Raw genomic sequence first — 22,549 nt, forward strand, 5'->3', positions numbered from 1 at the left:
AAGCGGCCGACCGGCCCGCGTCTTGATGCGGGTCGCATCAGAACGTGATCGTCGTGCGCACGCCGACCACCGTTTCGTCGCCGATGCGCGCACCGGCCGCGTTCGGGTTCGGGATACCGCCGCCCGGCCGGAAGAAGTGCTGCAGGTCGGCCTGCAGTTGCCACCACGGCGTGACCTGGTACTGGTACGTCGCTTCGACGACGGTTTCCGCGCGGCGCACCGGATAGCCGGGTGTCGTGTACACGCCGGTGTCGCCGTCGAGGCCGCGCGCATGCGAGCCGATCTTCGCGTAGCCGATCGCGATGCCGGCGACGTCGTTGTCGCGCCCGGCGAACGGCGCCTTCAGCGTCACGCCTGCGTTGGCGGCGAAATCGACGATATTGCGATCGCCCGGCGAGCCCATCACGCGCGCGAACACGCCGATCGCGCGCGGGCTGTCGGCCGACGGCCGCCACACCATCTGGTCCGCGACGGCGTAGAAGCCGTAGTTGCCGCGATGCGTGGCGGCCGTGCCGTTGCTGGCCGGATCCGCGAGCGACAGGCCGTCGGTGCCGTAGCGCGGATCGTTCGCGTGCTGCGACTGATACCAGAAGCCGAGCTTGTACGTACCGGGCAGGCCCGCCGGTTGCGGCGCCTTCGGATCGGCGGGCGGCGCGTTCAGCGCGTACTGCACTTCGCCGATCACGAATGCGCCGCTGCGCAGGTTGAAGTTGGTGCCGTGTGCGTTCAGCACCTGCGCGTCGCCGTCGGTGCGGCCGGCCGGGTTGCCGTCGAACACGCCGACCATCGCGGTCCACGCGTCGGCCGGCTTCACGCGCAGCCGCACGCCGAGCGACGACAGCGGATACGCGGGGCCGCCGGCCGGCAGGTCGGTCGACGGCAGCACGGGCCAGCCGAACGTCGCGTTCATGAACGTCGCCGCGTTCTGGCTCACCATGAATTCCTGGTCGACGCTCTGCTGGCCGACCTTCACGTCGACCTTGCCGTCGAGCAGCGACTGCTGATACCAGAGCTCCCACAGGCGCGTGGTCGAATTCGCTTCGATGCCCGTCGCGGTCTGCAGCGTCTGCAGGTAGCGCTGCGTGAGGTTGGTGCCGTGGATCTGCAGCCCCGACACGTTGAACGTGCCGCCCGGCAGGCCGATCGCCTTGCCGGTATCGACGTTGAAACCGAACTGCGTGAGCCCCTGGTACGCGCCGCCGCGATTCGTGCCGCCCGACGTGTTGTACAGGTACTCGCTGGTTTCCTGCAGGCTCAGCGTGACACCGTGATCGCCGAGGCGATCGCGCAGGCCGCCCATGTTGCCGAGCAGGTTCGAGCGCTCCCAGAAACCGGTGGGAGCGGGCGCGGCAGCATCGGCGGCCTGTTGTGCGGGGGCGGCGGCGTCGCTGGCGCCGGCCGCCGGTTCGGCCGCGGCCGGCGACGACGCCTGCGCGAACGCGGATGTGGTCGCGAGCGACAGCAGCAGCGTGGCGAGCGCATTGACGCGGAGCTTGCGCGGGACGGGTTCGAGATGATTCTTCATGTGGGCTCCGTTGGCAGTTTGATTAGTTGATCTGAAGAAGCGAAAACGTGATGCGGGAAGCACGGCGAGACGATCGCGCGGCGGTCCAGGGCGAGTGGGTCCGCCGCGCGGCGATGGGGTTACGGCAGCCAGCCGCCGACGCGCCACACCTGCGCGAAGCCGAGGCGTGGCGCGGCCGAGCACAGCAGCGCGGCGAGCGCGATTGCGACTGCCGTCGCGGCGACCAGCACGCAGTCGAGCGGGCGGGGCGTCGCCGGTACATAGGCGAGCGCCGTGCCGCGCCAGTTGCTGAATGCATGGGCAAGCGGCGACAGGCCGGAAACGAACGAGCGGTCGCACGCGACGTGCGCGATGCGCTTGAGTCTGACCACGAACGATTGAAAGAACATGACGCTGCCTCCGTCCGGTCCGGCGCGGGCCGGACGACGTGTTCGAGCGCGGGCGCACGATGCGGCCTGCGATCGGAGGGTGGAACGTAATGGAGCGTGCGACTGACGAGACGGCGATGGCCGGCCCGGGAGGAAGCGCGCTAACCCGACGAATGCGAGCTAGCGGCGAAAGACATGCGTCTGGCTGCTATCTCGCGATGGCTTGGCCGGCCTGGACCGGCATCGAACTGCAACTAGAGCATGTGTCCACGGAGGGACTCCCTTGATGAATTGCGGCGGATTGTAGTCGGGACTTTTGCTGCGGTGCAAGTAAAAAACGCATAAAAAGCGATCTGTGTCGCGGGCGCGTCGAAACGGACGACTGCGGTGCGGCTGCGGCACGGGATGGGTATGAAGAGAGCGGCACGGGACGCCGCGCCGTTGTGCGCACGCATCGTTGCACGACCGTGCCGTGACGCGCTGAAAGGTTCCGGCACGTCATTTCGGGGGCAAATCTTTCAGTGGCGCAAGGCGGGAAATTTATTTCGTGAAATGGGGTTTGGAGGGATTGACTTCACTCTCGGGCGGTCCATAGAATCCGCCATCTTCACTCTTGGGGCCGCCGCCTTGGACGCCTGCAGTAGTCGATCTTCGAACGAAATTTCCGCCTGAGCGACCGACGTCCGCGCCTCATCGAAGCCGCCGTTTGTCTCCCAGGCAAACGGTGCGCGCAGCAGTATTCCGCAGCAAATTCCTACGTGCACCCTGATTCGCGCCGGTTAGCGTGATGCGTTTTCGCATGCGTTGCCCGGTTTCACCGCCGCCAGGCTGGCGGCCGCGTTCGCGCATGCCTTTTCCGGGCTCGCGAGGGGCGGCCCGCCGGCCCGACGGCGGTCAACCGTGTTTTCCGGAACACCGCACAGGAGCCGCCATGAACGACAGTGACAGTTGTCCCTTATGCCCGTTGCACGCACAGACCCTTTTGAACCCGGGTCGCAGGGACAATCCGGCCCATTAGCCTGACACGTCGTTCAGGCCCCGGACTGGCCCCGCGCCCAAGACGCGGCCGGCACGCCTGCCGTCGCCGCACGGAGCCAGACCATGAACTTCGGCCTTCTGCTGTCGAACCTTCCGCACGTCACGGAATCGCGTAACCACTACTACGCGATGCTGACGCTCGACGCCCGTCCGCGGGTGTTCTCCCGCCTGCTGAACCAGCTGAAAGCGTTGATCCACTGAACAGAAGCGCCGAGCGCGCCTCGGCATGCGCACGCGCGGCCGCCTTCGAGCGGCCGCCCCGCGCGCATTCCAAGGTCACACGCTTATCGAATCGAATAACCCTTAGCCGTACGGAACACATCATGTCCACGCCATCCAACGTCTCTCCACCGATCGCCGTCGAACGCAGCGCTGTGCTCGACGAAGCCCACCTGGGCGACATCCGCGGCGCACTCGGGACGATCGCACACCACGACACCGGTGCGCGCGGCTCGTGGTGGGCGCGCCTGCGCACGCTGCTCGCGATCATCGGCCCGGGCCTGATCGTGATGGTCGGCGACAACGACGCCGGCGCATTCGGCACCTACACGCAGGCCGGCCAGAACTACGGCACGACGCTGCTGTGGACGCTGCTGCTGCTCGTGCCGGTGCTGTACGTGAACCAGGAAATGGTGCTGCGTCTCGGTGCGGTCACGGGCGTCGGCCATGCGCGCCTGATCTTCGAGCGCTTCGGCAAGTTCTGGGGTGCGTTCAGCGTGATCGACCTGTTCCTGCTCAATGCGTTGACCATCGTCACCGAGTTCATCGGCATCACGTTCGTGCTGGATTTCTTCGGATTGCCGAAGGTGGCCGGCGTGTGCGTGGCCGCGGCGCTGACCATGGCAGCGGTGAGTACCGGCGATTTCAGGCGTTTCGAGCGGTTCGCGATCGGGTTGTGCGTGCTGAGCCTGCTGCTGGTGCCCGTGCTCGTGTCGATCCATCCGCCCGTCGCACAGATGACGCGCGACTTCTTCGTGCCGAACTGGCCCGCGCACGCGAAGCTGTCGGACGTGATGCTGCTCGTGATCGGCATCGTCGGCACGACGGTTGCGCCGTGGCAGTTGTTCTTCCAGCAGAGCTACGTGATCGACAAGCGCATCACGCCGCGCTTCATGAAGTATGAAAAGGCCGACCTGTGGATCGGTATCGCGTTCGTGCTGGTTGGCGCGGTCGCCATGATCGGCTTCAGCGCCGCGCTGTTCAACGGTCATCCGGAAGCCGGCAACTTCACCGACGCAGGCGGCATCATCGCGGGCCTCGAGAAGTATGCGGGCCGCACGAGCGCGACGCTGTTCGCGGTCGCGCTGCTCGATGCGTGCATCATCGGCGCGGCAGCGGTGTCGCTGTCGACCGCGTATGCGATCGGCGACGTGTTCAAGATCCGTCACTCGCTGCACCGCGGCGTGACCGACGCAAAGGGCTTCTATCTCGTCTATTTCGGCATCGTCGCGGCCGCAGCTACGCTCGTGCTGATCCCGGGCAGCCCGCTCGGCCTGCTGACCGAAGCCGTGCAGACGCTGGCCGGCGTGCTGCTGCCGAGCGCCACGGTGTTCCTGCTCGTGCTGTGCAACGACCGGCAGGTGCTCGGCCCGTGGGTCAACTCGACGAAGCTCAACGTGTTCACGGGCGCGGTGATCTGGGTGCTCGTGTTGCTGTCGATCATCCTGACCGCATCGGTGATGTATCCGGATATCAGCGGCGAAGCGATCGTCGACGTGCTGGTGGGCGGTACCGTGCTCGCGATCGCAGGCTATCTCGCGACGGTATTGATTCGCCGCAACAAGCGCGTGGTCGAGCCGGCGCTCGATCGCTCGCTGCGCGATACGTGGCGCATGCCGCCGCTCGATACGCTCGAGCCGCAGAACATGACGGTCGCGACGCGCATCTGGATGGCCGTGCTGCGCGGCTATCTGGTGATCGCGGTCGGTCTCGTGATCGTGAAGGTCGTCCAGATGACGCTGCTGAAGTAACGCAGGACGTCGTCTGACAGGAAGCGGCGCCGGACCCGGCACCGCGCCGCAACCCGTACATGCCGGCCCGCGAGGCCGGCATGTACGTTTACGCGCCCGGTTTCATGAAACGGCGCAGTGCCGCGCCGTGCTCAGATCAGCTCGAGCTTCGACGTCAGGTACGTGAGCTGGATCCGGTTCGCGACGCCGAAGCGCTTGCGCAGCTTGCGCAGGTGATAGTCGACGTTGTGCGCGCTGGTGTCGAGGCGCCGGCCGATTTCCTTGTCGGATGCGCCTTCGGCGATGCCGAGCAGCAGTTCCTGCTCGAACGGCGTGAGCCCGTTCACCGCGCGTTCGCGCGACGTCGAGATCAGTTGCGGCGACGCGAACTTGTGGACCGACAGCCCGATCGACAGCGCCTGCTCGATCGTCGCCGGCGTGATCCATTCGCGCGTGCGGCGCGGCGCGGTGAAGCTCATGAACGCGTGCAGCCGCGTGCCGGGCACGGCCATCGAGTACATGATGCCGCTGCACATCCCGTCGTCCTGCATCGTCTGCAGGAAGCCGTCGAGCGCGGCCGGGCTCACGTACGGGCCGTCGTCACGCTCGCGGTGATCGCGTCGCAACTGCTGCAGGTCCCACACGATCGGCATGTTGCACACGCGCGCGCCGAGCGTGCGCGGATCGACGTCGTGATGGTTGTGCCGCACGTAGTCGCCGCGATAGGTGGCCGGCGTGAACGCTTCGTGCAGGTAAAGACTTTCGACACGCTCGCGCGAGAATTCGAGTGCGAAGTAGGCGAACGTCGAGAAGCCGGTCAGGTGCAGCAGGCTCGTGACGATCCGGTTGCGCTCGGCCGTGCTCTGCGCGTGCGCGAGCGTATCGGCGACGCCGAGCTTCGGCGCGTGCGGCTGCGTGTCGTCGCCGCGCTTCACGTCGTCGCACCAGACGACCTGCACGGCGCGCTCGCGCAGCGCATCCGCGCATGCGCTCAATCCGCGCGGCGGGCGGGACAAGGTGGTTGGGGCGACCGCTTCTTCATGCAATGCAATATCGGACATGAGCCATCCCTCGGAATCGACGCGCATCGCCTGGCGGCGGCCGTATCGTGAACGGCATTCGCGGCGGTGCGATCGAGCATCGTTTTTGATATGCGCCGATCGTCATCCCTGACGAAACGCGGGGGCATTGTACAAAAATGCCTGTGTATGCGTAATATGCCGTAATACCAATTGCGGCGAAAGGTTCATATTCGCACGCATATATCAACGACCAGAAAATCATAAAGAAAAGACCAGATCGTGACGGGGCGCAGTTTCACATATTGGGAAAGGGCGGGCTCCTCATGACATATGCTGACGGCGCACCACGCGTCGAGTGGTTCTCACAAGCCGATATAGCGGCCGCTGCCGCTTATTCGAACGAATATCAGGCAATCGAGCGCGACGTTTTTACCGGCATTCAAATAACATCCGGTAAAACCGACCTTGTGCCGATCGATTTCGTGCAATGCCACGCGAGATTGCGGCAAATCGGATTCAGTACGCTCGGTTACGGCGCCTACGAAATGATCGGGCGGCGCATCCTGTGCGCGCATCTGCTGCGCGACCTCGCGCCGGCGACATTCATGCAGCCGTTTATCGAGGGAATGCTCTACGAGAGCGACCCGCGCTTCGCGCAGGTGCGGCAGAGCGGTTTCCCGGTCGCGTGGCGGCTCGACGAGATCGAGGCAGCCGCGCAGCGCAGCGGCGACCGCAAGGCACTGGCGCTCGCCGGCCATCTGCGTGCGCATGCGATGAACAGCGGCGTGCTCTTCAGCCTGTCGGCGCCGCGCCTCGATCTGCGCGTCGCGGTGAACGTGACTTCAGAGACGCACGGCACCGAGTGGATCGACGATCGCGTGATCGGTGGCGCGCTGTCGGTCAGTCTCGCCGTGCATCGCGTCGCGCTGCCGTTCCTCGAGGCGCGCATCGCGCGCATGCGTGGCTTCGCGCTCGGCGACGAGCAGCAGCAGGTACTCGACCGGCTCGTGCACGGGCTGTCCGACCAGGAGATCGCGAGCGCGTTGCGCACGTCGCTGCACAAGGTCGGCCACCACATCCGCTCGCTCGAAAAACTCTTCAACGTGCAGAACCGTGCGCAGCTCGCGTACCTCGCCGCACGGCGCCTGCCGTCCGACCTGACGTCCGCCTGACGCGCGCGCCGGCGGCCCGGCGCGCGATGGAAGCGGTTCCGGCGGCGCGTGCCAGAACGTGCCGCCGGGTTTCGTAGTCCGATTCGATCGTCGCCGGAAAACGCGCTTTCACGCTACGAGGCGCACCCCTTTTTCCATCGTTTCCCGTCGCTACACTCGTCCCATTCAACGGTCCGCGTGGCAGGGGGCAGGATTGCCCGTGCCAGCCGGCGATAACGACAGGACAACGGCACGATGGCAGAACCGAAGGCGCTCCCCCGCGACTGGCAGCGGTTGTTTTCCGCCGGCCGCGGCGTATCCGGACGGCGTCTCGGGGGCGCATCGCCGCGCGCCGACCTGTTTCTCGCGACGTTCATCGTCGCGGTCGTCGCGCTGTTCATCCTGCCGCTGCCGCAGGCTGCGCTCGACGGGATGATCTCGCTGAATCTTGCCGCGAGCGTGGTGCTGCTGACGGTGTCGACCTATGTGCCGTCGGCGGTCAGCTTTTCGTCGTTTCCCGCGCTGCTGTTGTTCACGACGCTGTTCCGGCTCGCGCTGAACATCGCGTCGTGCAAGCTGATCCTGCTGCACGCGAACGCGGGCCACGTGATCGACGCGTTCGGGCGGCTGGTGGTCGGCAACAACGTGGTGGTGGGCGGCGTGGTGTTCCTCGTGATCGCCGTCGTGCAGTTCATCGTGATCGCGAAAGGGTCGGAGCGGGTGGCCGAAGTCGGTGCGCGCTTTTCGCTCGACGCGATGCCCGGCAAGCAGATGAGCATCGACGCGGATTTGCGCGCGGGCATCATCAGTGCCGACGAAGCGCGCGAACGCCGCGAGAAGCTCGAGCAGGAATCGCAGATGCACGGCGCGATGGACGGCGCGATGAAGTTCGTGAAGGGCGACGCGATCGCGGGCCTCGTGATCGCGTTCATCAACATCGTCGCGGGGATTGCGGTCGGCACGCTGATGCACGGGATGGATATCGGCGAGGCGTTGCAGCGTTACGCAATCCTGACGGTCGGTGACGGGATGGCGTCGCAGATCCCGTCGCTGCTCGTGTCGATCGCGGCCGGCATCGTGACGACGCGCGTCGCGACGCGCGATGCGCGGCAGCGCCAGTTGGGCGAACAGCTCGGCGAGCAACTGGGTGCGCATCCGCGCGCGCTGCTGATCGCGGCGTTCGTGCTGAGCGGCTTTCTCGTCGTGCCGGGTTTTCCGAAGTGGTCGTTTGCGCTGATCGCGCTCGGACTCGGCGCATTCGCGTTCTCGCAGCTCAAGCGCAAGACGACCGCGCCGAGCTTCAACCTGATTCATGTCGCGGGGCGTGTCGGCGCGGCCGACGACGGTCAGCCCGCGAAGGTGTCGCACGCGGCGGGCGTCACGTCGCTGATCGCGGTGTCGCTGTCCGACGACCTGCGCACGAGCCTGAACCTCGCGCAACTGCAGGCCGCGTTGTCGAGCGCGAAGGCGCGCGTCGACGCGGACATCGGCACGGTGTTCCCGCGCATCACGCTGAACGACGACGAAGGCGCGGCGGCCGGTACGTACCGGATCTATCTGCAGGACGTGCTCGCCGCGCAGGGCGCGCTGAAGCCGGGCTGGCTGCTGTGGGACGGTGTCGCGCCGCTGCCCGAGCGGGCGGAGCGCCAGCCGGCCGAGGCGTTCGGCCCATTCGCGACCGCGTTGTGGATCAAGCCGGACGGCGCGGCGCCGGATGGCAAGTGGCTGTCGAGCGAAAACGCGCTGGCCGCGCACGTCGAGCAGATCGTGCGCCAGCATGCGGACGAACTGCTCGGAATTCAGGAGACGCAGGCGCTCGTGCACCTCGTGCGCCGCGATCACCCGGAACTCGTGGGCGAACTGACGCGGCTCGTGCCGCTGCAGCGCGTGACCGAAGTGCTGCGCCGGCTGCTCGCCGAACAGGTGCCGATCCGCAACCTGCGCGTGATTTTCGAGAGCCTGATCACGTGGGCGCCGAACGAGCCCGACGACGTGATCGCGCTGGTCGAGCTGGTGCGCGTCGACCTGCGCCGGATGATTACCGACCGCCATGCGGGCACGACGCGTCAGCTGCGGGTCGTGCTGTTCGAGCAGAACCTGCAGGAGCGGATCGAGAGCGCGGTGATGCGCACGAAGCAGGGCAATTTCCTTGCGCTGTCGAGCGCGGTCAAGCAGGACATCGGCGAGCAGGTGCGTGCGATCGTGCAGGCCGCGCAGGCGGCCGGCCCCGGCGGCAGCGCGCAAGGCGGCGCGCGGCTCGCGGTGATGGTCGCGCTCGGCGCGCGCCGCTACGTGAAGACGATCCTGCAGCCGGTGCTGCCCGATCTCGCGGTGCTGTCGTACCAGGAAGTCGAGGAGGACGTGCAGTTGCACACGGTCGGCTGGGTCAAGAACCCGCCGGACGACGGCACGGTTGGCGCGGGCGCCGACGTGCGTGTGCCGGGAGCCGTGCAATGACGAGCTCGACGATCCTCGACCTGACGCGCCAGGCGCTGATGCTCGTGCTGCTGCTGTCGCTGCCGATCGTATTGATCGCCACCGTCACGGGCCTCGTCGTCGCGATCCTGCAGGCCGTCACGCAGGTGCAGGACGCCAACATCGGCATCGCGGTGCGGCTGATCGCCGTGATGGTCGCACTCGTGCTGCTGTCGGGCTGGCTCGGCGGCGAAGTGCTGCGCTTTGCGCAGCAGGCGCTGGAACGCATGTTCGTTTCTTCCACAGGAGTCCTTTGATGCGTCGACGCGTCGCCTCGATCCGGTTTCAACCGCGCAGCCTGCAACGGGCCGCGCTTGCCGTGTGCGCGACCGCGCTGCTCACGGCGTCGCTGTGCATGGCGCCCGCGCAGCCTGCGCGCGCCGCGGACCTGCGCTGGCGCAACAAGCCGTTCACGATCGTCGCGAACGGCAAGAAAATCGGCGACTTCATCCGCGAGCTTGCGTCGTCGCAGGGTGTGACGGCCGTGGTCGACCCGAAGGTCGACGGGGTGATCAGCGGCCGCTTCTCGGGCACGCCGCAGCAAACGCTCGACACGATCTGCTCGACCTACGGGCTCACGTGGTACTACGACGGCTCGTTCCTGTACGTCGATCCGGCCGACCAGTCGCAGACGCAGATGATCCCGATCCCGCCGAATGCCTCCGGTGAAATCGGCCGCGCACTGCAGGCGATGCAGATTCCCGACAAGCGCTACACGCTCGTGATCAACGACCGCGCGAACAGCGTGTACGTGGCCGGCCCGCGCCGCTATGTCGAACTCGTGCGGCAGGCGGTGGGCTCGGTCGGCGATCCGTCGGCGAACGGCGCGCATGCGGATATCCGTGCGTTCCGGCTGAAATACGGCTGGGCGTCGGACTTCACGATCAACCGCTCGGGCAAGGAAGTGACGGTGCCGGGCGTCGCGACGATCCTGCGGCGGCTGTTCGGCAAGGCGGGCGACACGACCGCGGCGCCGTCGAGCACGTCGCTCGGCCAGGCCGCGCGCCAGGTGAAGCTCGGCTCGGGGCTGACGATCGCGGTGCCGCGCCTCGATTTCCCCGATATCTCCGGCGGCCCGCGTTCGGGCGGTTATTCCGGCGACGGCAGCATGGGCAGCGGGTTCTCGCCGTTCTCGAACAGCAGCGGCGGCGACACGCTGCCGCAGATCGTTGCGGACCCGGCGATCAACGCGGTGATCGTGCGCGACCTGCCGGAGAACATGTATCGCTACCAGTCGCTGATCGGCCAGCTCGACGAGCGTCCGCGCATCGTCGAGATCAACGTGACGATCATCGACATCAACGAGGATTCGCTCGACAGCCTCGGGATCGACTGGCGCCTGCACACGACGCACGGCGACGTGCAGATCGGCAACGGCCAGAACCCGCTGAACGGCAACACGCAGTACAACGGCGTCGGCAATCCGCCGCTGACGTTCGGTGTCGGTACGTCGGAAACCGGGCAGACGGGCACCTTCTTGCCGACCGGCATCGCGCTGACCGCGTCGATCGGCGGGTCGCTGCGCAACTACCTGCTCACGCGCGTGAACGCACTCGCGCAGAAGGGCCAGGCGCAATTGCGTTCGAAGCCGAAGGTGCTCGCGCTCGACAACACCGAGGCGATCCTCGAGAACCTCACGCAGTTCTACGTGCAGGTGCCGGGCTACCAGGATTCGTCGCTGTACAGCGTGACGACCGGCACGAGCATCAAGGTGACGCCGATGATCGTCGACGAGGCGATCCGCAATGCGGCCGCCGTGTCCGGCAATCCCGAGAGCGTGATGATGTCGATCGACATCCAGGACGGCAACATCGTGCAGGGGCAGGCCGTGTCCGGCGTGCCGGTGATCCAGCAGCGCAACATCGTCACCAAGACGATGATCGACGAAGGCAAGAGCCTGCTGATCGCCGGTTTCAACGACGACGAGGTGAAGCTGAACAAGAGCGGCGTACCCTGGCTGTCCGACATTCCGCTGATCGGCAACCTGTTCAAGTACACCGACAAGTCGGGCAACCACATGGAGCGGTTCTACCTGCTGACGCCGCGCGTGGTGACGACCGCGTCGATGTATGCGCCGGACGGCTCGCCCGTGAACCCGGGCGCCGACGGGGCGGCCAATCGGGAAGGGATGTCGATGTATCGCCCGCCGGACAACGACGTGGCGGTGCCGCTGACGCCGAAGCCGCTGCCCGGCACGAAATTCGGCCCGCCCGCGCTGCCGCCGCCGCCGAAGGATGCGGCGTCGCAGCCGGCGGCGACGACCGCAGGAGCCACGCCCCATGTCGACGAGCATCATTGACCCGCACGGCGACGGCGCGTTGCCCGGCGGCGCAGGGGGCGGCGCGGCCGCGCTCGCGTCGCCGTGGAACCTGTGCTTCCTGAGCGGGCCGATGTACGGCCGCACGATGTCGCTCGCGCGCGGTGCGAACTGGGTCGGCACCGCGGCCGATTGCGAAGTCATCCTGCCCGATCGCGAGATCGGTGCGAAACAGGTGTGCCTGCAGGTCGGTGCGCTCGCGGTGACGGTGCAGAACCACGGCGGCGACACCGGCGCGCCGGTGCTGTTCAACGACGAGCCGCTCGGCACGGGCCGCCGTTCGCTGACGCCGCAGGACGTCGTGACGGTCGGCTCGATCCGGCTCGGCATCGCGCGGCATGCGCAGGCGAGCGTCGCGGTGCCCGACGAAGCCGATGCCCCGGACGCCGCGCGCGAGGCTGCGTGGCTCGGCTGGCTCACGGGCGGGCTGCGGCGCCTCGGCAGCCGGCGGCTCGTGATCGCGCTGGTCGCGCTGTGGCTCGGCGTGCTGCTCGGCGCGCTCGGCTACGGCTTCGTCACGTGGTCGGGGCGCCTGCCGTGGCAGCACGAATCGGTACTTGCGCGCACGCACCGGCTGCAACAGCTGCTGCACGCGTATCCGGAGCTGGCCGTCGCGCCGCGCGACGACGGCGTGATCGTGTCGGGCTACGTCGGCGATCCGGCGGCGCGCGAACGCGTCGCGCAGATCGTCGCGGGCGTCGACAACGCGGCGCTCGGCACGATCTACGTGGTCAGCGATCTGGTCGCGACCGCGCAGACCTATTTCAGCGATACGGCGCTGACGGTCACGTATCTCGGCCGCGGCCGGATCGAGCTGACGGGCGTGGCCGCGCGCGCGCAGATCGAGCCGCGCATCCGCAACTACATGAAGGACGCACGTCCGGCGCTCGAGGTGGTCGATCACGTGCGCGATGCCGATCCGGCCGCACCGCGTACGGCGACGACGCTCGGCGGCATGGCCGGGATTCCGGAAATCACGACCGTGTTCGCCGGCGACGGCGATCAGCGTTACATCGAGACGGCCGACGGCAGCCGTTATTTCGAAGGGGCGCGGCTGAAGGAGGGCGCGACCGTCGTGTCGATCGGCCCGGACGAGGTGGTGTTCGAGCGCAACGGCCAGCGCATCACGATGCCGCTCGGCGGCTCGTCGGCGAGTGCGCCCGAGCAGGCGCCGGCGCCGCCCGTGGCGCCGCTCGCGAGCGGCGCGGCGGCGGGCGTCGCGCAGCCGGTGCCGGGGCCGACGCTGTTGCCGGATGCAGCGGCAACGGCCGGTGCATCGACGAAGGCGGCGGCGCGCTAGCGCCGCGACAGGTCATGCGCATCGCGTGGCACGCGGTGCGCACATTACGCGGGGCGTCGCGAGCGTGCGGCGGCCCACGTCGACGGCGGGGCATGGGGCTGCCGCCACAAGGTGGATGACGTTCACGTAAAGGAGCGCAACATGGGTACGCAGGCAACAGGTGGGGCAACCAACACGAACCAGGTCCAGCAGCAGGCCGACGACCTGACCAAGACGCAGCTCGAACTGACGAAGATCAACTTCCAGGTCCAGCAGTCGACGGCGACGTTCGAAACCAGCAACGCGGTGACCGCGCAAGAGGGGACGGCGAACGCCCAGGTTGCGCAACACCTGAGCTCGGCCGGCCGCGCATGACGCCGGCCACCGGCCGCGCCGCGCGCCGCCGCGCGCCGGGGCCGCCCGTTACGGGCGCCCGGCGGCGGATGCGCGCGTGCCGGCCGGCCCGTTCCGGGCGGGCCCGACCGATCCGGTCCGGCGTCCGCTTTTCAAGGAGGGCATGACCATGTCAGTGACAGGCGTAGGCGCCGCGCCGCCGGGCGCGGTCGCGCTCGCGAGCGCCGCGCAGCAGCCGGGCGCGGCGTCCGATCCGGCGCAGGTGCGCCAGTTCGATGCGCTGATGCAGCCCGGCGCGTCGCCGGCCGCACCGCCGTCGTCGTCGGGCGTCGCGATGTCGCGCGCCCCGGCGGATGCGGCGCCGGCCGTGCAGATGACACCCGCGCAGGCGAACCAGTCGTCGCTCGTCGAGCGGTTGCGCACCTACGGCAACGATCTCGATACGCGGTACGCGAGCATCGACAAGCATCGCAGCGAGATGCTGACGTCGATGGCGGACAGCCGCAGCGACCCGCTGATGACGATGGTGAAGGCGATGGATTTCCAGTGGACGGCGACCACCACGATTTCGGAATACCAGTTGAGCCTGTCGGTCGCGCAGGCGGCGAACGGCTTCACGCACACCGTGCTGAAGACGCAGGAGTGAAAGCGCGCGTGGGCCGGATCCGGCCTCACGTGCACTGAAGCGGACAAACGATGACGACGATCGATTCGACGCCACGCGTGCATGCGTGGCGCAGCCGGGCGGCGCGCGCGCTGCTCGCGGGGCTGCTCGTGCTGCTGGCCGGCTGCCAGAAGGAGCTGTACTCGGGGCTGTCGGAGCGCGATGCGAACCAGATGGTCGCCGTGCTCGGCGACGCGGGCATCAGCGCGTCGAAGGACAACGACGCGCGCGACACGTCGGACCGCAACGCGTGGCTCGTGAGCGTCGCGGACGGCGACATGCAGTCCGCGCTCACGGTGCTGCAGGCGAACGGGCTGCCGAAGCCCAGCTATGCGAGCCTCGGCGAGCTGTTCCAGAAGCAGGGCCTCGTATCGACGCCGGCCGAGGAGCGCGTGCGCTATCTGTACGGCGTGTCGCAGGATCTGTCGCGCACGCTGCAGGACATCGAGGGGGTAGTCGTCGCGCGCGTGCAGGTCGTGATTCCGGAGAACGATCCGCTCGCGGACAAGATCAAGCCGTCGTCGGCGGCCGTGTACATCCGTTATCGGCCCGGGGTCGATCTGCGCGCGATGGCGCCGATGGTCAAGGATCTCGTCGCGCACAGCATCGAAGGGCTGCAGTACGACAACGTGTCGCTGTTCCTGCAGCCGGCCGCGGCGCGTGCGGCGCGCGTGGACGGTATCGGCAGCGCGGTGTCGGACATCCTGCGGCTGCGTTCGCCGCTCGGCTGGCTCGTGTTCGCGCTGATCCTGCTGACCGGTGCGGTGATCGCGCTGTCGGCCGCACGGCGCGGGATGTTCGGCGCGCGGCTCGCGGGCCTGCTCGGCGCGACGCGCGGGGCGAACGGCGCCGGCGGTGCGTCGGCGCAGCAGACCGGCGGCGGGTTGCGTACGCCGGATGGCGCGCGCGACGGCGCATGAGCGATCCGCATGCGCTGCCGCCGGGTGACGGGCCGGTCTCACCCGATCCGGCGCCGCTGCCGTGGCTGCAGCCGCTCGCGCCGCCACCCGCCGCGCGCCGCGCCGCGTTTCATGCGCTCGTCTGCGACTTCAACCTGCGGCCCGACCGCTATCTGCACGTGACACGCGTGCCGACGGACTGGCCCGCGCGCTACCGCTCGCCGGACGCGTTCGGCGCAGCCGGCCGCAAGCTGCTGGCGCGGCACCTGCTCGATGCGAACGGCGTGGCCGCCCGGCACGACTTCGACGTGGCGAACCCGTGCGCGCGGCTCGCGCTGCTGCCGGGCGCGGCGCTCGAGCAACTGGCCGCGTACGCGGGGCTGCTGTTGCATCGCAACTGGTTGCGCGACGCGCTGTCCGGGCGGCGCATCCGCGCGGAAGTCGCGGCGCGGCTCGGCGGCGATGCGCTCGAACTCGCGCTCGAACGCGCACCGGAATTCGGCGCGCTCGCCGAAACGCTCGAACCGTGGCGTGCCGACCCCGCCGCATTGCCGACCGTGATCCGCGCACGCGGCGGCCGCCTGCTCGCGGATTTCATCGGTGTGTCCGGTGACGCGGTCGCGCAGCGCGTGCGCCTGAAGTTCAACCGCGCGATCGACGACGAAGCGCCGTACTGGCTGAACCGCGCGCAGCGCGACCAGTTCGGTGAGCTGATGTTCCTGTTTCTGATTCCCGAGAGGCTTGCGTCATGGGACTGGCTTTTCTGATCACGAGCGACAACCTGCAGCTGCTGTCGGAGCGCAAGGTGCTCAAGGAGCGCGAATACGCGGCGCTGCTCGATGCGTCCGCGGTGATCGCGACCGCGCACGAAGAGGCCGCGCGCATCGTCGCCGACGCGCAGCGCGAATTCGACAAGCGCCAGGCGGCCGGCTACGACGAGGGGATGCGCCGCGCGCAGCGCGAGCAGGCCGCGCAGGCCTACACGCAGGCGCTCGCCGCCACGCGCACGATGGAGACGATGAAGGACGCGATGGCCGATATCGTCGTGAAGGCCGTGCGCGCGATCGTCGGCGAGATGAGCACGCAGAAGCTGTACGAGGCCGCGCTCGCGCGGATCGCGCCGCTCGTGCGCGACGAGGCGTTTCTGATCGTGCGCATCGCGCCCGGTCGCACGGACGAGATGCGCGACGCGCTCGACGGCGCGTTCGCAGGGCAGTCGAACCGCCAGAAGATCCGCATCGTCGAGGATGCGCAGCTCGAGCGCCACGCGTGCACGGTCGAAACACCGTCCGGGCGTATCGATGCGAGCCTCGACCTGCAGATCGACGCGTTGCGCCAGGCGATCCGCCGCGACGCGCTGAAGGGCGCCGCGCGATGAACGCGCCGCTCGACGATCCGCAACCGTTCGGCGACGACGACGGCGCGCCGTTCGATCGCGGCCGCCTCGTCGGCGAACTCGACGCGGGGCTCGCGTTCTTCTCGCCGGTGTCGGTGCAGGGCCGCGTCAACCACGCGGTCGGGCAGATATTGAACGCGACGGGCATCCGCGCGCGGCTCGGCGAGATCTGCGAGCTGCGCACGCCGAACCAGCCGACGCTGCTCGCCGAGGTGGTCGGCTTCTCGCGGCAGACGACGTTGCTCACGCCGCTCGGCGACGTGGCCGGCCTGTCGCCGGAGACGACCGTCGTGCCCTCCGGGCGCGAGCATGTGTTTCCGGTCGGCGAAGGGCTGTTCGGCCGTGTGCTCGACGGGCTCGGCCGGCCGCTCGACGATCGCGGGCCCGTGACGGGCGCTGCGTGGGTGTCGACGCAGCAGGATCCGCCGAACCCGCTCGCGCGCAAGATGATCGACACGCCGTTTCCGACCGGCGTGCGCGTGATCGACGGCCTGATGACGCTCGGCATCGGGCAGCGCGTCGGCATCTTCGCGCCGTCCGGCGTCGGCAAGAGCACGCTGCTCGGGATGATCGCGCGCGGCGCGCAGGCCGACGTGAACGTGATCGCCCTGGTGGGCGAACGCGGCCGCGAGGTGCGCGAATTCATCGAGCACAGCCTGTCGCCCGAGGTGCGTGCGCGTTCGATCGTCGTCGTGTCGACCTCCGATCGTCCCGCGATGGAGCGCGTGAAATCCGCGCTGGTCGCGACAGCGATCGCCGAGCATTTCCGTGATGCGGGCAAGCGCGTGCTGCTGCTGGTCGATTCGCTGACGCGTTTCGCCCGCGCCCAGCGCGAGGTCGGCCTCGCGAGCGGCGAGCCGCCGACGCGGCGCAGCTTTCCGCCGTCGACGTTCGCGGTGCTGCCGCGCCTGCTCGAACGCGCGGGGCAGGGCGCGCACGGGTCGATCACCGCGCTCTACACGGTGCTCGTCGAAGGCGACGAGGAGTCGGACCCGATCGCCGAGGAAGTGCGTTCGATCCTCGATGGCCACATCGTGCTGTCGCGCAAGATCGCGCTCGCGAACCGCTATCCGGCGATCGACGTGCTCGCGAGCCTGTCGCGCGTGATGCCGCTCGTCGCGAACCGCGCGCACCAGCATGCGGCCGCACGCGTGCGCGAGCTGATCGCGAAATACCAGGAGATCGAGCTGCTGGTGCAGATCGGCGAGTATCGCGAAGGCAGCGACCGGCTCGGCGACCTCGCGCTGCGCGCCCGCGACGCGATCGGTGCGTTCTGCGCGCAGGCGTCGGACGAGGACGTGCGCTTCGACGTGCTGCTCGCGAAGCTGACGAAGCTGGCGAACGATCATGTCTGAAGCCGACGACCGCCTCGTGCTCGCGACGCTCGCGCGCCTGAAGCGCGTGCGCGAGATGCGCAGCCAGATCGCGCGCGTCGCGGCCGCGCGCCAGCAGGGCATCGCCGCGCAGAGCCGCCGCGCGCTCGCGGCCGCGCAAGCGCAGCTCGCGCAGCAGGTCGCGGCGAAGGCTGCGATCCAGACGCGGCTCGCCGACGACGTGCGCGAAGCGCGCGCGCTGCAGAACGCGGCGGCCGACACGCGTACGTTCGACCGGCACATCGGCACCGCGAATGCGTCGGTGAGCGAGGCCGCGCACGTGCATCGCGGCCACGAGGCGACGCTCGCCGACCTGCAGCGCGCCGCGCGCAAGGCGAAGGCCGCCGAGGACAAGCTGGAGAAGGCCGGCGAGAAGGCGCTGCACGCGCGCGCCGCGCGAGTCGAACGCGACGCCGACGAAGTCGCGGACGGCTACGCGGTGCGGCGTTTCTCGACGGCCGGTGCGTGGGCGGCCGGGGCCGGCGACGCGGCCGCCCATGCCGGCGCGCAGCCTGAAGCGGCCGCCGCGTTCGATGCGGCGATGACCGTCGCGGAAACGGGCGCCGACATCGCCGCCGCAACCGGTGCATCCGCCCCGGCCGACGATGCCGCGCCGCCTGCCGCCGCGGAGCGCCGATGCTAGACCAGGCCGCGGGTTTCAACGATGTCGCCGGCATGCTGCGGCCGCTGCTCTACGTGATGCCGCGCCTGTTGCCGATCATGTTCGTCGTGCCGGTGTTCAACGAGCAGATCATCACGGGCCTCGTGCGCAACGGCATTGCGGTCGTGATCGCCGCGTTCGTCGCGCCGACGATCGACGCCGCGCAGGTGGCCGCGCTGCCGTTCCTGATGTGGTGCCTGCTCGTCGCGAAGGAGGCGATGGTCGGCATGCTGCTCGCGGGCGCGTTCAGCGCGGTGCTGTTCGCGATCCAGGGCGTCGGCTACCTGATCGACTTCCAGACCGGCAGCGGCAGCGCCGCGTTCTTCGATCCGATGGGCGGCCACGAAGGCGGCCCGACGTCGGGCTTCCTCAATTTCGTCGCGATCGCGCTGTTCGTCACGGCGGGCGGATTGCAGGTGCTGGTGCAGCTGTTCGCGCAGTCGTACGCATGGTGGCCGATCGGCTCGCTCGGCCCCGATTTCGCGTCGATGCTGCAGACTTTCATCGTGCGGCAGACCGACACGATCTTCGAATGGATGGTGAAGCTCGCGGCGCCCGTCACGATCGTGCTGGTGCTCGTCGAGCTCGGCGTCGGCCTGGTCGGGCGCGCGGTGCCGCAGCTCAACATCTTCGTGTTCTCGCAGCCGCTGAAGAGCGCGCTCGCGCTGCTGATGATGATGCTGTTCCTGCCGGTGGTGTATGCGTCGCTGCATTCGCTGCTGAGCCCCGACAGCGGGCTGATGGCGCTGCTGCGCGCGCTGTTCGCCGCGCACGGCGGCGGCTGAGCGCGGCGGAGCCGGCATGGCGGAAAAGGACCAGAAGCCGACCGCGAAGCGCCTGCGCGACGCGCGCGAGAAAGGCGATGTGCCGAAGAGCGCGGAAACGGTTTCGTCGGCGTCCTTCGTCGGCGTGTGCGTCGCGCTCGCGGTGGGCATCGGGTCGCTGTTCGCGCGGCTGCAGGCGCTGTTCCGGCTCGTGTTCGACGCGGTCGGCGCGGCCGATCCGTCCGCGCGGCTCGCGGTGCTGATCGACGGCGCCGCGCGCGACTGGGCGACGCTGTCCGCGCAGATCGTCGCTGCCGGGCTGCTCGCGGGCCTGCTCGCGGGCTTCGTGCAGGTGGGCGGCGTGATGGCGTGGAGCCGCCTCGTGCCGCAACTGTCGCGGCTCAATCCCGCCGAGGGGATGAAGAACCTGTGGTCGCTGCGCAACCTCGTCAATCTCGCGAAGATGCTGCTGAAGACGGCGCTGCTCGTCGCGACGCTCGGCTGGCTGATCGTCGAGTCGCTCGACCCGTCCGTGCAGTCGGGTTTCACGCGGCCCGTCTCGATCCTCGCGCTGATCGTGAAGCTGCTGATGCTGCTGTTCGGCTGGGCCGCGCTGATCTATATCGTGATGGCGCTGATCGACATCGTGCACCAGCGGCACGAGTTCAACCAGAAGATGAAGATGTCGGTCGACGAGGTGCGGCGCGAGCACAAGGAGGACGAGGGCGATCCGCACATCGAGGCGAAGCGCCGGCAGCTCGCGCGCGAAGCGCAGTTCGCGTCGCTGCCCGACCGGATCGGCTATGCGTCGGTGGTCGTCTATTCGCCGCGCGTCGCGGTCGCGCTCTATTACGGCGGCATGGGCTCGCTGCCGTGGGTGCTCGCGCGCGGCGAGGGCGACGCGGCCGAGCGGATCGTGCGGCTTGCCCGCGACGCGCTGCGCCCGACGCTCGCGAACGTCGGGCTCGCGCAGGCGCTGTACGAGTCGACGCCCGAGAACGGCACGATCCAGCCGCAGCATTTCCGTGAGGTTGCGCAGTTGCTGAAATGGGCGACCGGCGCGGGTTGACGCGTACCGCTGCGGCCGTGGCAGGCCCGTCGCCATGTTGCCCTTTTTTATTCCGCTGGGCCTGGCTGCTCGCCGTTCCAATTCGATATGGCCCCTTTGGCCGGTCATGCGTGCAAGGCGCTTGACGTCATTTTTTTTCCGCACTGCATCGACGTTCACCAGTGAATTATTGCTGATTTATTTCTTCGTAATATGGCTCGACCGTCACGCCGGACGGCGGACCGCGAGGTTGCGCCATGCGTGACGGAACAGGTCAACAGGGGCAGACAAATCAAATGTGCGGAATCGACGGCTTCTTGAATAGCGGCGCCTTCGATGAGGAGACTGCGCGCGGCACGCTCGCGCGAATGACGGCGAGCCTCGCGCATCGCGGGCCGGACGGGCAGGGGATCTGGGTCGACCCGGAAGCCGGCATCGCGCTCGGCCACCGGCGGCTGGCGATCGTCGACCTGTCGGTGCACGGCCGGCAGCCGATGGCATCTGCGTGCGGCCGCTACGTCATGGTCTTCAATGGCGAAATCTACAACCATCGCGAACTGCGCGCGGAACTCGAGCGTGCGGGGCGTGCACCGGCGTGGCGCGGCCACTCCGACAGCGAGGTGCTGATCGCGGCGATCGTCGCGTGGGGTGTCGAGGCAACGTTGCGCCGGGCGACCGGCATGTTCGCGTTCGCGCTGTGGAATCGCGCGTCGCGGGTGCTGACGCTCGCGCGCGACCGGATCGGCGAGAAGCCGCTTTACTACGGGCGGATCGGCGACGCGCTCGTGTTCGCGTCCGAACTGAAGGCGTTGCGCGGCTATCCGGGCTTCGACGGCACGATCGACCGCGACGCGCTGTGCCTGTACCTGCGCCAGTCGAGCGTGCCTGCGCCGTATACGATCTACCGCGGCATCCACAAGCTGCCGCCCGGCACGTACATGCAGTTCGAGCATGCGCGCGATACGCCGCGCGCGCGGGCGTACTGGACGCTCGAACAGGCGATCGAGGATGGCCGTGCGCAGCCGTTCGAGGGCAGCGCCGACGAGGCCGTCGGCCAGCTCGACGCGGTGCTGCGCCAGGCCGTCGCGCGACAGATGGAAGCGGACGTGCCGCTCGGCGCGTTCCTGTCGGGCGGCGTCGATTCGTCGGCGATCGTCGCGCTGATGCAGGCGCAATCGTCGACGCCGGTCGACACGTTTACGATCGGCTTCCATGAAGCCGGCTACGACGAGGCCGGTTACGCGAAGGCCGTCGCGCGCCACCTCGGCACGCGCCATACCGAGCTTTACGTCACGGCCGACCATGCGCTCGACGTCGTGCCGAAGCTGCCGTCGATCTACGACGAGCCGTTTTCCGATGCGTCGCAGATCCCGACCTTCCTCGTATCGGAAATGACGCGCCGGCACGTGAAGGTGAGCCTGTCGGGCGATGGCGGCGACGAACTGTTCGGCGGCTATACGCGCTACTTCCTGACGCCGCGCCTGTGGCGCAAGCTGCATCGCGTGCCGGCCGCCGTGCGCGCGCGGATCGCCGCCGCGCTGCATGCGTTGCGGCCCGATCACGCGGACCAGCTCGCGGCCGTCGCGCAGGGCGCGTGGGGCAGCGTGGAGGCGCGCGAATCGGCCACGCGCATCGGCGATCGCCTGCACAAGCTCGGCCACGTGATGACGGCGGAGAGCCGCATCGGGCTGTACCGGCTGCTGATGTCGGCGGTGCATCATCCCGAGCGCATCGCGCTGTCGGGGCAGGAGCCGCCGACGCCGCTCGACACGGTGTCCGCGTGGCCCGCGCACCTGAGCTTCGCCGAGCAGGCGATGGCGATCGACACGCTCACGTACCTGCCGACCGACATCCTCGCGAAAGTCGATCGCGCGGCGATGGCCGTGAGCCTCGAAACGCGCATGCCGTTCCTCGACCATCACGTCGTCGAATTCGCGTGGCGCGTGCCGGCGGCGGTGCGCTTGCCGGAAGGGCAGTCGAAGGCGCTGCTGCGCCGGCTGCTCGACCGGTACGTGCCGTCCGCGCTGATCGACCGGCCGAAGCAGGGCTTCTGCGCGCCCGTCGACCACTGGTTGCGCGGCGCGCTGCGCGACTGGGCCGAGGCGTTGCTGCGGCCGTCGCGGTTGCGCGAGGAAGGCTTCTTCGATGCGACGGCGGTCGAGCGGCTGTGGCGGCAGCACCAGACGGGCCGGATGAACTGGCAGCACCAGTTGTGGACGGTGCTGATGTTCCAGGCGTGGCTGGAACATCAGCGGACGACGTGACG

General features: G+C 68.7%; 20 protein-coding genes. 17 read left to right on the plus strand and 3 right to left on the minus strand.

Going from position 1 to position 22,549, the window contains the following annotated elements; translation table 11 throughout:
- Positions 1–37: 37 nt before the first annotated feature.
- Both ACWMMN_RS21255 and ACWMMN_RS21260 read right to left on the minus strand, forming a co-directional pair.
- Positions 38–1,525, minus strand: a complete 1,488-nt coding sequence (locus ACWMMN_RS21255; RefSeq protein WP_174994421.1) for a carbohydrate porin — start codon at positions 1,523–1,525, stop codon at positions 38–40.
- A 119-nt stretch (positions 1,526–1,644) separates the two neighbouring features.
- On the minus strand, positions 1,645–1,914 hold the full coding sequence (locus tag ACWMMN_RS21260; protein WP_059239728.1) for a hypothetical protein: 270 nt from the start codon (positions 1,912–1,914) through the stop codon (positions 1,645–1,647).
- 1,080 nt (positions 1,915–2,994) lie between these two features.
- On the opposite strand from ACWMMN_RS21260, the gene ACWMMN_RS21265 reads away from it, so the two are divergent.
- Both ACWMMN_RS21265 and ACWMMN_RS21270 read left to right on the plus strand, forming a co-directional pair.
- Complete coding sequence (locus tag ACWMMN_RS21265) at positions 2,995–3,132, plus strand: hypothetical protein (RefSeq protein ID WP_486423916.1); 138 nt, start codon at positions 2,995–2,997, stop codon at positions 3,130–3,132.
- 122 nt (positions 3,133–3,254) lie between these two features.
- The gene (locus tag ACWMMN_RS21270; RefSeq protein WP_059239731.1) at positions 3,255–4,901 is read left to right on the plus strand and encodes an Nramp family divalent metal transporter; all 1,647 of its coding nucleotides are present in this window, start codon (positions 3,255–3,257) and stop codon (positions 4,899–4,901) included.
- 131 nt (positions 4,902–5,032) lie between these two features.
- Here the strand turns inward: ACWMMN_RS21270 and ACWMMN_RS21275 are convergent, their stop codons facing one another.
- Positions 5,033–5,941, minus strand: coding sequence for a helix-turn-helix transcriptional regulator (locus tag ACWMMN_RS21275; RefSeq protein ID WP_059240938.1), 909 nt, complete (start codon positions 5,939–5,941; stop codon positions 5,033–5,035).
- Positions 5,942–6,225: 284 nt separating this feature from the next.
- On the opposite strand from ACWMMN_RS21275, the gene ACWMMN_RS21280 reads away from it, so the two are divergent.
- The 15 genes from ACWMMN_RS21280 to asnB all read left to right on the plus strand — a co-directional run bounded on the left by ACWMMN_RS21280 (position 6,226) and on the right by asnB (position 22,547).
- Entirely contained in the window at positions 6,226–7,074 is an 849-nt protein-coding gene (locus ACWMMN_RS21280) for a helix-turn-helix transcriptional regulator (protein WP_059239732.1), read from the plus strand.
- Between the two features lie 234 nt (positions 7,075–7,308).
- The gene (gene sctV / locus ACWMMN_RS21285; RefSeq protein WP_174994419.1) at positions 7,309–9,510 is read left to right on the plus strand and encodes a type III secretion system export apparatus subunit SctV; all 2,202 of its coding nucleotides are present in this window, start codon (positions 7,309–7,311) and stop codon (positions 9,508–9,510) included.
- Positions 9,507–9,785, plus strand: a complete 279-nt coding sequence (gene sctS, locus ACWMMN_RS21290) for a type III secretion system export apparatus subunit SctS (RefSeq protein ID WP_006480854.1) — start codon at positions 9,507–9,509, stop codon at positions 9,783–9,785. Before sctV ends, sctS begins: the two co-directional genes overlap by 4 nt.
- A complete protein-coding gene (gene sctC / locus ACWMMN_RS21295; protein WP_256086113.1) occupies positions 9,785–11,827 on the plus strand; it encodes a type III secretion system outer membrane ring subunit SctC in 2,043 nt (680 codons plus the stop codon). The genes sctS and sctC overlap by 1 nt, the downstream gene beginning before the upstream one ends.
- Positions 11,808–13,145, plus strand: coding sequence for a type III secretion system inner membrane ring subunit SctD (gene sctD / locus ACWMMN_RS21300; RefSeq protein ID WP_059239738.1), 1,338 nt, complete (start codon positions 11,808–11,810; stop codon positions 13,143–13,145). Before sctC ends, sctD begins: the two co-directional genes overlap by 20 nt.
- 141 nt (positions 13,146–13,286) lie before the next feature.
- Positions 13,287–13,499, plus strand: coding sequence for a hypothetical protein (locus ACWMMN_RS21305; RefSeq protein WP_059239740.1), 213 nt, complete (start codon positions 13,287–13,289; stop codon positions 13,497–13,499).
- A 148-nt stretch (positions 13,500–13,647) separates the two neighbouring features.
- On the plus strand, positions 13,648–14,124 hold the full coding sequence (locus tag ACWMMN_RS21310; protein ID WP_059240939.1) for a hypothetical protein: 477 nt from the start codon (positions 13,648–13,650) through the stop codon (positions 14,122–14,124).
- A 50-nt stretch (positions 14,125–14,174) separates the two neighbouring features.
- Positions 14,175–15,062, plus strand: coding sequence for a type III secretion system inner membrane ring lipoprotein SctJ (sctJ, locus tag ACWMMN_RS21315; protein ID WP_174991384.1), 888 nt, complete (start codon positions 14,175–14,177; stop codon positions 15,060–15,062).
- Positions 15,059–15,808 (plus strand): SctK family type III secretion system sorting platform protein, encoded by a 750-nt coding sequence (locus ACWMMN_RS21320; RefSeq protein WP_486423917.1) that lies wholly within the window; start codon positions 15,059–15,061, stop codon positions 15,806–15,808. Before sctJ ends, ACWMMN_RS21320 begins: the two co-directional genes overlap by 4 nt.
- Complete coding sequence (gene sctL, locus ACWMMN_RS21325) at positions 15,790–16,419, plus strand: type III secretion system stator protein SctL (RefSeq protein ID WP_027781117.1); 630 nt, start codon at positions 15,790–15,792, stop codon at positions 16,417–16,419. Before ACWMMN_RS21320 ends, sctL begins: the two co-directional genes overlap by 19 nt.
- Positions 16,416–17,792 carry a type III secretion system ATPase SctN gene (gene sctN / locus ACWMMN_RS21330; protein WP_174991383.1) on the plus strand — a complete coding sequence of 459 codons (1,377 nt, stop codon included), beginning with the start codon at positions 16,416–16,418 and terminating at the stop codon, positions 17,790–17,792. Before sctL ends, sctN begins: the two co-directional genes overlap by 4 nt.
- A complete protein-coding gene (locus ACWMMN_RS21335) occupies positions 17,785–18,453 on the plus strand; it encodes a hypothetical protein (protein WP_059239749.1) in 669 nt (222 codons plus the stop codon). Before sctN ends, ACWMMN_RS21335 begins: the two co-directional genes overlap by 8 nt.
- Complete coding sequence (gene sctT, locus ACWMMN_RS21340) at positions 18,447–19,256, plus strand: type III secretion system export apparatus subunit SctT (protein ID WP_059239750.1); 810 nt, start codon at positions 18,447–18,449, stop codon at positions 19,254–19,256. The genes ACWMMN_RS21335 and sctT overlap by 7 nt, the downstream gene beginning before the upstream one ends.
- A gap of 16 nt (positions 19,257–19,272) precedes the next feature.
- Entirely contained in the window at positions 19,273–20,304 is a 1,032-nt protein-coding gene (locus ACWMMN_RS21345) for an EscU/YscU/HrcU family type III secretion system export apparatus switch protein (RefSeq protein WP_486423918.1), read from the plus strand.
- A 275-nt stretch (positions 20,305–20,579) separates the two neighbouring features.
- Complete coding sequence (asnB, locus tag ACWMMN_RS21350; protein ID WP_059239755.1) at positions 20,580–22,547, plus strand: asparagine synthase (glutamine-hydrolyzing); 1,968 nt, start codon at positions 20,580–20,582, stop codon at positions 22,545–22,547.
- Positions 22,548–22,549 lie beyond the last annotated feature (2 nt).

It is taken from the genome of Burkholderia cepacia complex sp. TUM26381, from assembly GCF_057439935.1.

Coding starts and splice junctions, on each gene's coding strand:
- ACWMMN_RS21255 (WP_174994421.1), bottom strand. CDS start 1,525: ATGAAGAATCATCTCGAACCCGTCCCGCGCAAGCTCCGCGTCAATGCG.
- ACWMMN_RS21260 (WP_059239728.1), bottom strand. CDS start 1,914: ATGTTCTTTCAATCGTTCGTGGTCAGACTCAAGCGCATCGCGCACGTC.
- ACWMMN_RS21265 (WP_486423916.1), top strand. CDS start 2,995: ATGAACTTCGGCCTTCTGCTGTCGAACCTTCCGCACGTCACGGAATCG.
- ACWMMN_RS21270 (WP_059239731.1), top strand. CDS start 3,255: ATGTCCACGCCATCCAACGTCTCTCCACCGATCGCCGTCGAACGCAGC.
- ACWMMN_RS21275 (WP_059240938.1), bottom strand. CDS start 5,941: ATGTCCGATATTGCATTGCATGAAGAAGCGGTCGCCCCAACCACCTTG.
- ACWMMN_RS21280 (WP_059239732.1), top strand. CDS start 6,226: ATGACATATGCTGACGGCGCACCACGCGTCGAGTGGTTCTCACAAGCC.
- sctV (WP_174994419.1), top strand. CDS start 7,309: ATGGCAGAACCGAAGGCGCTCCCCCGCGACTGGCAGCGGTTGTTTTCC.
- sctS (WP_006480854.1), top strand. CDS start 9,507: ATGACGAGCTCGACGATCCTCGACCTGACGCGCCAGGCGCTGATGCTC.
- sctC (WP_256086113.1), top strand. CDS start 9,785: ATGCGTCGACGCGTCGCCTCGATCCGGTTTCAACCGCGCAGCCTGCAA.
- sctD (WP_059239738.1), top strand. CDS start 11,808: ATGTCGACGAGCATCATTGACCCGCACGGCGACGGCGCGTTGCCCGGC.
- ACWMMN_RS21305 (WP_059239740.1), top strand. CDS start 13,287: ATGGGTACGCAGGCAACAGGTGGGGCAACCAACACGAACCAGGTCCAG.
- ACWMMN_RS21310 (WP_059240939.1), top strand. CDS start 13,648: ATGTCAGTGACAGGCGTAGGCGCCGCGCCGCCGGGCGCGGTCGCGCTC.
- sctJ (WP_174991384.1), top strand. CDS start 14,175: ATGACGACGATCGATTCGACGCCACGCGTGCATGCGTGGCGCAGCCGG.
- ACWMMN_RS21320 (WP_486423917.1), top strand. CDS start 15,059: ATGAGCGATCCGCATGCGCTGCCGCCGGGTGACGGGCCGGTCTCACCC.
- sctL (WP_027781117.1), top strand. CDS start 15,790: ATGGGACTGGCTTTTCTGATCACGAGCGACAACCTGCAGCTGCTGTCG.
- sctN (WP_174991383.1), top strand. CDS start 16,416: ATGAACGCGCCGCTCGACGATCCGCAACCGTTCGGCGACGACGACGGC.
- ACWMMN_RS21335 (WP_059239749.1), top strand. CDS start 17,785: ATGTCTGAAGCCGACGACCGCCTCGTGCTCGCGACGCTCGCGCGCCTG.
- sctT (WP_059239750.1), top strand. CDS start 18,447: ATGCTAGACCAGGCCGCGGGTTTCAACGATGTCGCCGGCATGCTGCGG.
- ACWMMN_RS21345 (WP_486423918.1), top strand. CDS start 19,273: ATGGCGGAAAAGGACCAGAAGCCGACCGCGAAGCGCCTGCGCGACGCG.
- asnB (WP_059239755.1), top strand. CDS start 20,580: ATGTGCGGAATCGACGGCTTCTTGAATAGCGGCGCCTTCGATGAGGAG.